Source organism: Bacillus hominis (assembly GCF_018332515.1).
In the GTDB taxonomy this organism is placed as follows: Bacteria; Bacillota; Bacilli; order Bacillales; family Bacillaceae_G; genus Bacillus_A; species Bacillus_A hominis.
Map to the genome: position 1 here is coordinate 19547 of NZ_BOQD01000088.1, position 12251 is coordinate 31797.

The window sequence follows — 12251 nt, forward strand, 5'->3', positions numbered from 1 at the left end:
CTCTTTATCTTGCACTTTTATTTAGCGGTTCAGTTGGTACATAGATATAATGAATAAAATTCGAACTTATTTTTCTTCCCCTTTTGTCTGAGCCGCATCGAACGTCCAGTTCAATTTCAATGTATCTCCTTGGAATACGTTTTGATCTTCTCCATTATCTTCAAATATGAATTTCACATAGAAAGTGTCATCCGTGCCTGGAGCAAGTCCGTTTCCTTCCCAGTTTACGACACCTTTTTCTACCAGATCAGGCAAGTTGCCATCAGCAGTAGCTTGTTTCAATTCAGACAAAGTCGTTTCCCATACAGGAACTGTGTTTTTGTCTATGTTCCATAAAAACTCCACTTTGACATGATCACCGAAATCAGCATTTCCATTATCACCTTTTGCATCTGTTACAGTGTAATCAGTAAGAAGATGAACGTCCTTAATTTTCAAAGTACCGTTGTTAATTAAGTGGAAATCGCGTTCTATTTGATCACCTGGTTTGATTTTGTCAACATCTATGATAACTTGTGGATCAATGCTCAAATCTAACGTACCAGCCGCAAACGTGTTTTCTGATACTTCTTTATCACTGAAGTACGCAAACGTTCCGCCTCCGATTAAAGATAAACCAAGAGCTGCAGATGCAACACCCATACCAAGTTTTTTCTTAAGACTCATTTTAATAATCCCCCTATTTTTATAATATTTAAACCACCCAAAAGCTGATAAGCCCATATGAGGTAAAAACGAATTGTTTCCTTATTTGATGCCTTTTAGATAGATAATAAGTTCTTAATAAAGAACTTATTGTTTTATTCAAGAGCGACTGTCAATATTTACAGAAGATGACATTTCGCCCTCTTTTATCAACAGTCGCCCCTAAGGCACCTTCACTTTATTTCTTCGGTTCTAGACCGATCTGACGTAAGAAATCTGCCAGTCCTTTTTTACCAATTGTTTCTTTTGGCTTAACCACTTCTGGAACACCGACTTCTTTTTGCAAGAAGTTTTTCTCAATGAAGCGAACATCTGTCTCGTCTACGACACCGTCTTGGTTGATGTCTTGTGGCAAGATAGATACATCTTTCTTACCATATACATCGACTACACTTTGCATATCGCGAATGTCAATCAATCTATCACCATTCACGTCCCCTGCAAGATTTTTAGCACGTGCTCCAACATATTGCCCGCGCACCTCACCGTTTACAGAATATCCAGGAATGAATTTCTTCATCGCTTTCAGATGTCCCGGAACATCGAAAACAACTGTGTGTGCTTCAGTAGAAGCTGGGATACCCTTAATGGTATATTCCCCTCTACTATCAATTGTTCCCTGATATTTTTTACCTTTTGGAGACATTGCATATACTTGGGCACCGATCTTTGAATAATCACCTTTTGGCAAACTACCGTCATTTTTCAAAAATGCTTCCGGTCCGATAAAACCCTGCACTTTCGAATGCGTTGGAATGATGTTAAAGCTTTCCGTATCGACATAAGGAATGGCAGTAGCAGCTGTTTGCCCCGCTTTCATATAAGACGCCTGCTTTACATCAAATTTGGTAGCATTATCGAAATATGCATCACTTACTAATTTGAGCGTTACATCAAGGAAAGGCATATCGCCGTCCATACCGCTAAATGCATTCCCTTTCATAGATGCGCCAACTTTCACCTTATTCTTGAGAGGTCCTTCTGTCACAACAGGTTCTTGCAGCGATACCTCCAAGCCTTTTTCCTCTGCATACTGATTTACCGCATTGTTCAGTTTCACATTCTCAAACTTGAACAGCTCATTCATGAATTCCACTTGGAATTCCCCGGATACAAGTTGCTTCACATTATTGAGACTAAGTGTCATCGTAACTGTATCGCCGACTTTTACATCTTTCTTATCATAACTAGAAGTCGTATATTCCGTACCTTCTTTTACAAAGACATAGTTTTGTTTACCAACTGCCGTTGCGATATCAGATGTAGTCAAAGTCAAATTTAGAGGTTTTGTTGCAATATCACTTGCCTCAATACCGAATTTTACATCTCCATTCGCTTGGATCGGGAAGTACCCATTTATGAATGGAGAGTTTGCAGAGTAAGCCATGCTGTTGGATGATTGGTCATAGTTTAAGCCTTTCGATTTCAATACATCCACTGTCGCATCCTTAGCCGTTCCATGCACCCATACTGCTTTCTGGCCATCTTCTTCCGTAAACATGGAGTCATTAACCTCAATTACACCCGGTTTTTTATCCATGTTCACTTCCGGTGCTGTATTGTCCACGATAAGCGGATTATCTGCAACATATGATTTCCCTTCCTCATCGTGCGCAATCAATTCCAGTATATAATCGCCTGCTGGAAGCTTCACAGGAAGATCGTCAATTGGCTTAGAAGGATCGTGTGTAAATGGATAGACAGTACCGCTGAATACATTCATAAGAAAAGTTTCTACATCTGTCAGTAATCTGCTGGCGTCCGCTGTTCCTACAAAACCTACAGCTTTCCCTGTCTTACTGTCCTTAACAAGCACATCGATTGTTTTCATCGGGCTATTCAACTTCATTAATCCGTGAACAAAAGGGTATAAACCTTGCCAAAAAGGCGTTGTATTTGTTACGGATGGTGTACTTGTTTTTACATATTCAAATCCCTTTTCTGTCACCATGACAGCGAATGGAATTTGATACGTTTCGGCCGGATTGTTCGCATTCGTTACATGAATATATCCTTCATATCTGCCTTTCGCTGCACTAGAAGGAATCGTAATTTTCGGCTGCAGTTCCTGTGATTGTCCGCTTGCCACTGTAAGAGCTGCCGGCACCTCGACTTGTATACCGTTCTTTACTGCATCTTGAATGCCCGTACGCTCACCGTGATACTCTACTTCTACTTTAAAGGATTTTTCTTCTTTGCCGTTGTTTTGAACAGTCACTTTTTTGCTCGCTTCAATTGGCTTATCACCTTGCTTAAAATGTTTGCCAAACATAATAGAGCCTGTTTGTTCGTCAATTTCGACAACATTTCCGTTCTCGATATTTTTTGTTTTGTCTAATACTTTGATGGATGTGTCCGTATGAACAGCTTGATACGCATCGATGCGCCCTGCGCCCACTTCGTATACGGAATTTTGGCCATTCAAATCATCGGATGTATTCATAAGAGCCGCTTTTACATCGAAAGGAGTGTATTCTGGATGCTGCTGCAGGATCAATGCTGCTGTACCCGCCACGTGAGGAGTAGCCATAGAAGTACCAGACAAGCGTACATATGCATTGCCGTAATTTATGCCATCCTGCGGATCATTGATATATTCTGGTGCAGTAGAGAAAACCGACACGCCAGGAGCGACTACATCCGGCTTAATGTCATAATTTCCGTTTACCGGTCCGCGTGAGCTGAAATCAGCTAAGTGATCGCCTTCCGTTTTTGTATTGCTCAGCGTTTCGAATTTGAAAGATACTTCACCTAGCGCCTTTAACCGTTCTCCATCCGCTTTTGACAGACGGAAAGATGGAATAAGACCTACCCCCTCACCTAAGTAGGCAGATATTTGTCCGTCGACATTGTTATACACGATAACCGCTTTTGCTCCAGCATTTTTTGCATTTTTAATTTTTTCATCAAACGTAATTTCTCCGCGCTGAATCAGCGCAATTTTTCCGTTTAAATCTTTCCCTGTAAAATCAGCTTGCTTACCAAGTCCTGCAAATACAATCGGTAACGATTGTCCCCCAAGATCTTCTAACTTATCAGGAAAATCTTTACCTAATAACTGCATATTTTCAAATTTTTCGCTCGCTGCACTTGCATTGAATGTAGGAATGGACATGGCAGCATCACTTGCCCCTACTGAAATACCAAGAGCTGCCGTTCCCGGGGAACCGAGCGTTTTTTCGTTCGGTCCGGCGTTACCTGCGGCAACAACTGTCACCACACCTGAAAGCATGGCGTTATTTACTGCGACAGAAGTGGCATATAGCGGATCGTTCGTCTGTGCACCAAGCGACATGTTGATGACATCCATACCATCTGCAATTGCTTTATCCATCCCAGCAAGGATTCCCGCTGTATTTCCTCCGCCCCATGGTCCTAGTACTCTGTAAGCATATAAATCTACATCAGGTGCCACACCTTTTACAGCGTAATCTGCATTGTTTTTCTTTTGAGCTGCAATTGTTCCCGCTACATGTGTACCGTGGTTTGTGTAATATACATAGCCAGGGGTTGTTGGCTTACCAGCTTTTATCCAATCCTCGTATGTTGTTTCCATCGGATCTGCATCGTTATCAATAAAATCATATCCGCCTTTATAGGCACCTTTTAAGTCAGGATGATTGTAGTCCACACCTGTATCAAGAACGCCGACTTTAATCCCTTTACCTGTAATGTTTTCTGCATGAAGCTTGTCCACACCAATTTGCGGAATGCTGTCCGCCATTTTCGGATCGATTGTTTCTTTTGCTTCTACCGGAGGTTCCACTTTTACCTCGTAATCTTTAAAGACACGTTTTACTACTCCAGATTGGATCAATTCCTGCACAGCCACACCAGGTAACGTCATCGCTACACCGTTGATCGCATTTTTATATTCGCGTGTGATTTCCACTTTTTTCGTATCGTACGTGCCGGCATCCTTCTTCGATTTTAAAGATTCGACATGTTGTTTGAACACTTTATGTTCTTCATCCACTTTTGCTTGCGCAGTAGTAGCAGCTATTTTCTTCCCTTTCGCCGCTTGTTTCATCACTTCAATTTTTGCTGGAGCTTGATTGAATTCCACGATAACGTTAACTAATTTATGACTATTAGTATCAATATCAGGTGAAATCGTGAAGTTAGGATTTGCATCCAATTGCTCTAAAGCCTTTCTTTGATCTGCCGATAGGCTCTTTAGGACTGTCTCCACATTATCAACTGGATTCAGTTCAACCGGACTTTCTGCCAATACATTATACGGAATACCTTGTGACAATAGCATACCTACAGCTAACGTTCCTATAAGAAGCTTACCTTTTTTTCTTCTCTTCATAGCTCATCCTCTTTTCCTCATATAATTGTTTTACAAACAATCTGTGAAGCTAGTAAACTAAGATGCCATTCTGAAAATCAAACAAAAGAAGTAATCTTTAAAACTATTGATCTTACTTTGTATAAAAATATAGTAGATAAAATCTATCATTAGATTAAGTGAGAAATCATTAGTCGGGGGATGAAGAAAATCCCCCACTAATAGAAGTTTCACTGTATTACTTTGATTTTGGTTCCAAGCCGATTTGACGCAGGAAGTCTGCCAGACCTTTTTTACCGATTGTTTCTTTCGGCTTAACCACTTCTGGAACATCGACTTCTTTTTGCAAGAAGTTTTTCTCAATGAAGCGGACATCTGTCTCATCTACGACACCGTCTTGATTGAGATCTTGCGGCAAGATGGATGCATCCTTTTTACCGTATACATCAACTACACTTTGCATATCGCGAATATCAATCAATCTGTCACCATTCACATCCCCTGCAAGACCTTTAGTACCTAATCTAAAATATTGCCCGTGCACCTCACCGTTTACAGAATATCCAGGAATGAATTTCTTCATCGCTTTCAGATGTCCCGGAACATCGACAACAACTGTGTGTGCTTCAGTAGAAGCTGGGATACCATTAATCGTATATGCCCCTTTACTATCAATTGTTCCCTTATATTTTTTACCTTCTGGGGACAGCACATATACTTGGGCACCTATTTTTGTATAATCTCCTGCTTTCAAAGAACCGCTTGCTGTCAAAAATGCTTCCGGTTGGATAGGACCCAGCACTCTCGAATGCGTTGGAATGATGTTAAAGCTTTCCGTATTTAAATAAGAGATGGCAGTAGGTGCTGTTTGTCCCGCTTTCATATAAGACGCCTGTTGTACATTAAATTTGGTAGCATTATTGTAATATGCATCACTTACTAATTTGAGCGTTACATCAAGGAAAGGCATATCGCCGTCCATACCGCTAAATGCATTCCCTTTCATAGATGCGCCGACTTTCACCGTATTGGTGTTAGTTCCTTCTTTCACCACAGGTTCTTGCAGCGATACTTCCAAGCCTTTTTCCTTCGCGTACTCGTTTGCCGCATTGTTCAGTTTCACATTCTCAAACTTATATAAATCGTTCATGAATTCCACCTGGAATTCCCCAGATACAAACTGCTTCACATTATTGAGACTAAGTGTCATCGTAACTGTATCGCCGACTTTTACGTCTTTCTTATCATAACTAGAAGTCGTATACTCTGTACCTTCTTTTACGAAGACATAGCTTTGCTTATTAAATGTCGTTGCAATATCAAACGTATTCAAAGTCAAATTTAGAGGTTTTTTTGCAATATCATTTGCCTCAATACCGAATTTCACATCTCCATTTGCTTGGATTGGGAAGCTTCCACCTACCATTCCAGAGTTTGCATAGTACTCCATGGTGTTGGATGATTGATCAACGTTCAATCCTTTGGACTTCAATACATCTACTGTCTCATCTTTAGCTATTCCATGGAGCCACACTGCTTTTTTTCCATCTTCTTCCGTAAACATGGAGTCATTCACTTCAATCACACCCGGTTTTTTATCCATGTTCACTTCCGGTGCTGTATTGTCCAAAATAAGCGGATTATCTGCAACATATGATTTCCCTTCCTCATCGTGCCCAATCGTTTCCAGTATATAATCGCCTGCTGGAAGCTTCACAGGGATATCGCTAATCGGCTTGGAAGGATCATTTGTAAATGGATAGACAGTGCCGCTGAATGCTCCTACAAGAAAAGTTTCTTTGTCCGTTTGCAACTTACTAGTGTTCGCTGTTCCTACAAAACCTACAGCTTTCCCTGTTTTACTGTCCTTAACAAGCACATCGATTGTTTGCATCGGACTATTCAACTTCATTATTCCGTTGACCGTAGTGTTTAAAAGATCCCAGAAAGGTGTATTATTTGTTACAGATGGTGCACTCGTTTTTATATATTCAAATCCCTTTTCCGTCACCATGACAGCGAATGGGATTTGATATGTTTCGGACGGATTGTTCGCATTCGTTACATGAATATATCCTTCATATCTGCCTTTCGCTGCACTAGCAGGAATCGTAATTTTTGGCTGTAACTCCTGTGATTGTCCGCTTGCCACTGTAATGGATGCCGGTACATCAACTTGTATTCCATTCTTCACTGCATCTTGAATGCCTGTACGTTCGCCGTGATACTCAACTTCTACTTTAAATGATTTTTCTTCCTTGCCGTTGTTTTGGATATTTACTTTTTTGCTTGCCTCAATTGGTTTATCATCTTGCTTAAAAAGTCTACCAAACATAATAGAGCCTGTTTGTTCGTCAATTTCAACAATATTCCCGTTCTCGATATTTTTTGTTTTGTCTAATACTTTGATAGATGTGTCCGTATGAACGGCTTGATACGCATCAATGCGCCCCGCACCCACTTCGTATACGGAATTCTGGCCATTCAAATCATCGGATGTATTCATAAGAGCTGCTTTTACATCGAAAGGTGTGTATTCTGGATGCTGTTGCAGGATCAATGCAGCTGTACCCGCTACATGAGGAGACGCCATAGAAGTACCAGACAAGCGTACATATGCATTTCCATAATTTATGCCGTCCTGCGGATCGTTAATATATTCCGGTGCAGTAGAGAAAATAGATACACCAGGAGCGACTACATCTGGCTTAATGTCATAATTCCCATTTACCGGCCCACGGGAGCTGAAATCAGCTAAGTGATCACCTTCCGTTTTTGTATTACCCAGCGTTTCGAATTTGAAAGATACTTCGCCTAGCGCCTTTAACCGTTCGCCATCCGCTTTTGACAGGCGGAAAGATGGAATAAGACCTACCCCCTCACCTAAGTAGGCAGATATTTGTCCGTCGACATTGTTATACACGATAACCGCTTTTGCTCCAGCATTTTTTGCATTTTTAATTTTTTCATCAAACGTAATTTCTCCGCGCTGAATTAACGCAATTTTTCCGTTAAGATCTTTCCCCGTAAAATCAGCTTGTTTACCAAGTCCCGCAAATACAATTGGTAACGATTGTCCCCCGAAATCTTCTAACTTATCAGGAAAATCTTTACCTAATAGCTGCATATCTTCAAATTTTTCATTGGATACACTCCCGCTGAATGTAGGAATAGACATGGCAGCATCACTTGCCCCTACTGAAATGCCAAGAGCTGCCGTTCCCGGGGAACCGAGCGTTTTTTCGTTTGGTCCGGCGTTACCTGCGGCAACAACTGTCACCACACCTGAAAGCATGGCGTTATTTACTGCGACAGAAGTGGCATATAACGGATCGTTCGTCTGCGCACCTAGCGACATGTTGATGACATCCATACCATCTGTAATCGCTTTATCGATTCCAGCAAGAATCCCCGCAGAATTCCCTCCACCCCAAGGGCCTAATACTCTGTAAGCATATAGGTCAACTTCAGGTGCCACACCTTTTACAGCATAATCTGCATTGTTTTTCTTTTGAGCTGCGATTGTCCCCGCTACATGTGTACCATGGTTTGTATAGTACACTAAGCCTGGATATTGTGGCTTACCAGCTTTTACCCAATCCTCGTACGTCGTTTCCATTGGATCTGTATCGTTATCTACAAAATCATATCCGCCTTTATAGGCACCTTTTAAGTCAGGATGATTGTAGTCAACACCTGTATCAAGAACGCCAACTTTAATTCCTTTACCCATAATATTTTCTGCATGAAGCTTGTCCACGCCAATTTGCGGGATGCTGTCTGCCATTTTCGGATCGATTGTTTCTTTCGTTTCTACCGGAGGTTCCACTTTTACTTCATAATCTTTATAGACACGTTTTACTACTCCAGATTGGATCAACTCCTGCACAGCCACACCAGGTAAAGTCATGGCTACACCGTTGATCGCATTTTTATATTCACGTGTGATTTCCACTTTTTTCGTATCGTACGTGCTAGCATCCTTCTTCGATTTTAAAGATTCGACATGTTGTTTGAACACTTTATGCTCTTCATCCACTTTTGCTTGCGCAGTAGTAGCAGCTATTTTCTTCCCTTTCGCTGCTTGTTTCATCACTTCAATTTTCGCTGGAGCTTGATTGAATTCCACGATAACGTTAACTAATTCAGGACTATTAGAACCAATATCAGGTGAAATCGTAAAATTAGGACTTACATCTAACTGTTCCAACGCCTTTCTTTGTTCTGAAGACAGATTCTTTAGTACCTGTTCCGCATTATCAACTGGCTTCAGTTCAACCGCGCTTTCTGCCAATACATTATACGGAATACCTTGTGACAATAGCATACCTACAGCTAACGTTCCTGTAAGAACCCTCCCAAATTTCCCTCTCTTCATACAAGTTCCCCCATCTAAATTTATTTGTATCTGTAGTTATTGCATAACATAAATTTCCGAAGCTATTAGGCTACAACTCTACTTTCTTATCTTATAAAATTAAAACTTTTCTGAAAATTATCAAAAAGTAATATTTTTTTAGTTATTAGTTCTACACCGTATAGTACAAAAGAACTACCCCGCACTTTATTATTTTGAGTAAAATAATAAAGTGCGAGGTAGTTCTTTTAAATAATTTTTATTTAAGAAAATGGAACAAGCTGATTTCGCACGGCATATATGACTGCTTGCGAACGGCTTTTCACATTTAGTTTTCTGAAAATCTTATTAACATGGATTTTAACTGTCTTGTCACTGATATATAGAGCTTCAGCAATTTCCTTATTGCTAAGACCTTTAACCAATTCAAATAGTATTTCTTTTTCACGCTCTGTTAGTTCATTTTCATTTGATTCTGATTTCGTTTGCTGATGATATGTAATCAACTTCTTAGTCATACGCGGATGAATCACAGAATCTCCTTGTAATACCATTCGAATTGCCGCCACTACCTGCTCGGATGATGAATCCTTCAGTAAATAACCGTCTGCACCTGCCCGAAGAGCAGCCATCAAGTATTCATCATGTTCATACATAGTCAATACGAGAACACGGCAGCTCGGATACTGATCTTTCACGAGTGATGTAGCCTCAATACCATTTTTCCCTGGTAAATTAATATCCATTAAGATACAATCAGGCCTACACTCTTCCACTTTTTTTACTACTTCATCCCCGGAAACAGCTTCTCCAACTACTCGCATATCAGATTCGAGTTCCAATATACTTCGAATTCCATCACGCAAAACAGTATGATCATCCACTACTAATATTCGAATCATGATATTCCTCCCCCATTTCTGAATCTGGAATTAACAATGTGATTTCTGTACCTTTTCCCGCTGAACTATCAATCTGAAGGGCAGCCCCTAGCTGTTCAGCCTGTTCATTCATATGTAATATACCATAATGCGGCTCATGCTTTGCTTTAATCATAGATTCAAAAAGAGAAAAGCCAATTCCGTTATCCTTTACCTTTAAAAGTACATGTTCCCGTTGATAGCTTAATAAAATGTCAACTTTATCTGCCTTTGCATGCTTTATAATGTTCTGCAAGCTCTCCTGCAAAGTATCGAAAATAACCCGTTCTTTCGTAAAACTAAGTTTTCGAGAACGGCCTCTTTCATGATATGTAATGGCTAGACCATATTCTTGTTTTAAGGATTGAATTTTATTTATAATTGCTTGTTTTAGTCCTAATCTTTGTGTTGGATATGGCTTTAAAGCATAAATAGAATAACGAACTTCACTTAAACTCTTACGTAATTTTTTTATGCTTGTATCTACCACTTGCTGCATGTCCTTTGGTCGATCTGCATATTTCTTCTGAGCCGACTCCATCTGAAATATCACTCCGGCCAATGCTTGTGCGATTCCATCGTGGATTTCACGAGCAATTCGATTTCGTTCTTCTAAAATCGTTCTTTTTTCCTGTTCAGAGACGAGTGTCCGCGTTTTAAGCAAGCTACCTAATTGATTGGCAAACGTAGCTAAAGTCTGTACATCTTCAGTAATAAAACTCGCACTTCTGCTTTTCCCTGCCACAAACATTCCAACTAATTCATGATTTACCTTAAGCGGTAAATATACAAGAGAGCGCATAGTATTTTCAAACACTTCATCTCCCGGAGCCATACCTGTTTTCCAATCAGTAACAACAACAGTTTCTGATATCTCTTCAAACTCCTTATACAGGTCAGAATAATTAGAAATATCACGACGTACTTTTCCATCCTTTAATAAAAGTGTCCAGTTCTCTTCATCTTTCGCCCATAAAACATATGCCTGTATTCCTAGAAATCCTTTCAGTGATTGTTTCATCTGCTGTAAGTTTCCGGCAGATAGTCCACGACTTAATTCCGTCGTAATGGAAAAAAGCTTATATAATCGTTCTTTTTCCACCCGTATTTGTCTAACGAAAGAGCTAATGATACAGATTGCCACAAGCGGGAAAAAGAAGAACAGAACCATAATTTCATCCATCACTCCGCGATATCGGTAATCTAAAATATGTATAAGTGAAGAATAAAATAAACAAAAACTCAAACTCAAGAGTACTAATATATTCTTTTTACGCCACTCTTCTAGCGGGTAGGGCTGAGGAAGAAGTATGATTAAAAGATCGTAAAATAAACCGTTAAAAAGGCAAAGGAATGCGCTGAATAAAAACAAAATTATGAATTTTTCATATAAAACTGAAAGATTCATTCCAGAAATAAAAAGAGAGAAACATTCACTGGAAAGCCATTCTGCTAATACGATACTAAGAGCAAGTTGCGCACAATTAAATACTGTCCTTTGCATAGATAAGCGGCGAAACAATTGGATACATAACATCACACACACACACGAAACAACAGTTATATGTATTCCAAACTGCCAATTCATTGTATAAATAAGTGTAAGGCTGAGTGTGATCCCCCCTCTCCAAATGCGGATAGGAAAATACTCAGTAATTCCCATAAACATAATTAACAACAAAAGCAGTATAAGATGAGAAGGCATTTTACTTAAAAATAAAGAAACGATAAAAGCAATTAAACCAAGAAAAGAGATAGAATAAATATAAAAACTAGCTACTTGCTCTCTCATAGAAGTAAAATCTATCTTTTTCAAAACGATCCCTCCCTCAAAAAATTTATCCCGCTATTTACGGGCAGTAAAACTCCCACCTCAAAAGTCAGGTGGGAGCCCTGCTGCCCATAAACGCCCGATTGGTGAAGGCTAATAATCAGTAGGGAGTGAACAAAACCCCAACTGATTATAGTTTCACTT

5 protein-coding genes are annotated in these 12251 nt (G+C 39.9%); all 5 read right to left on the reverse strand.

Annotated elements, in window-relative coordinates; translation table 11 throughout:
- Nucleotides 1–66: 66 nt before the first annotated feature.
- Entirely contained in the window at nucleotides 67–666 is a 600-nt protein-coding gene (locus KI356_RS10465; RefSeq protein WP_128282950.1) for a TasA family protein, read from the reverse strand.
- 217 nt (nucleotides 667–883) lie between these two features.
- The gene (locus KI356_RS10470; RefSeq protein ID WP_212935388.1) at nucleotides 884–5020 is read right to left on the reverse strand and encodes a S8 family serine peptidase; all 4137 of its coding nucleotides are present in this window, start codon (nucleotides 5018–5020) and stop codon (nucleotides 884–886) included.
- A gap of 217 nt (nucleotides 5021–5237) precedes the next feature.
- Nucleotides 5238–9377 carry a S8 family serine peptidase gene (locus tag KI356_RS10475; RefSeq protein ID WP_212935389.1) on the reverse strand — a complete coding sequence of 1380 codons (4140 nt, stop codon included), beginning with the start codon at nucleotides 9375–9377 and terminating at the stop codon, nucleotides 5238–5240.
- A 242-nt stretch (nucleotides 9378–9619) separates the two neighbouring features.
- Complete coding sequence (locus KI356_RS10480) at nucleotides 9620–10258, reverse strand: response regulator (protein ID WP_128282948.1); 639 nt, start codon at nucleotides 10256–10258, stop codon at nucleotides 9620–9622.
- Nucleotides 10233–12092 carry a GAF domain-containing sensor histidine kinase gene (locus tag KI356_RS10485; protein ID WP_128282947.1) on the reverse strand — a complete coding sequence of 620 codons (1860 nt, stop codon included), beginning with the start codon at nucleotides 12090–12092 and terminating at the stop codon, nucleotides 10233–10235. Before KI356_RS10485 ends, KI356_RS10480 begins: the two co-directional genes overlap by 26 nt.
- Nucleotides 12093–12251 lie beyond the last annotated feature (159 nt).

What these genes read in the sequence shown, in the direction of transcription:
- KI356_RS10465 (WP_128282950.1), bottom strand. Translation starts at nt 666, where the DNA reads ATGAGTCTTAAGAAAAAACTTGGTATGGGTGTTGCATCTGCAGCTCTT.
- KI356_RS10480 (WP_128282948.1), bottom strand. Translation starts at nt 10,258, where the DNA reads ATGATTCGAATATTAGTAGTGGATGATCATACTGTTTTGCGTGATGGA.
- KI356_RS10470 (WP_212935388.1), bottom strand. Translation starts at nt 5,020, where the DNA reads ATGAAGAGAAGAAAAAAAGGTAAGCTTCTTATAGGAACGTTAGCTGTA.
- KI356_RS10475 (WP_212935389.1), bottom strand. Translation starts at nt 9,377, where the DNA reads ATGAAGAGAGGGAAATTTGGGAGGGTTCTTACAGGAACGTTAGCTGTA.